General features: G+C 44.2%; 1 pseudogene. It reads right to left on the bottom strand.

The window, feature by feature from the left end:
• Nucleotides 1–527 (bottom strand): annotated as a pseudogene (locus NG55_RS20410) (hemagglutinin repeat-containing protein); the annotation flags it as partial.

Raw genomic sequence — 527 nt, 5'->3', positions numbered from 1 at the left:
CCCCAATCTTGATTGGATTGACTCGCTTTAGCATATTCAGGGGAATATTGACGTAAATATTCTTCCTGTTTAACTGGATCAAGATTTTGGTAGTATTCCAATGCCTCACTACTCTGTCCAATTTGTGACAGCACTTGTTGTTTATGCGCTGCTTTTTCAGCCTCTGCCTGTTTTTGCTGGTTTTGGTTATAAGTACGTGTTGCTGCCGCAATAGTCGAGGTCGCATCGGCTACTGTCTTTTGCTTGTCCAATATCTCTTGCAAGTTTGGCAGAGTCTCTACCGTACGGTGTACAGTATTGGCATCATTATGGATACCCAACTCTGTCGTCGTGGTTTTTTTACCACCAATACTGATATTTCCTTCGCTTAATGTAGCTCGGGTTACACTGCTGTCCTTGTCCGACTCATGCTGAGGGAGACTTGGGCTAAAGCTGGTACTGTTACGCCAATTCTCATTATTGGTTGGATTCGCAGCGTTACCATCTTTCGCAGAGCTTGTTCCACCAGATAAACTGACACTTTTCGC

This window comes from Acinetobacter gyllenbergii (assembly GCF_001682515.1).
GTDB lineage: Bacteria > Pseudomonadota > Gammaproteobacteria > Pseudomonadales > Moraxellaceae > Acinetobacter > Acinetobacter gyllenbergii.
Note: the sequence above shows the minus strand (reverse complement) of the source record. Positions and strands in the feature narration are given on the sequence as shown.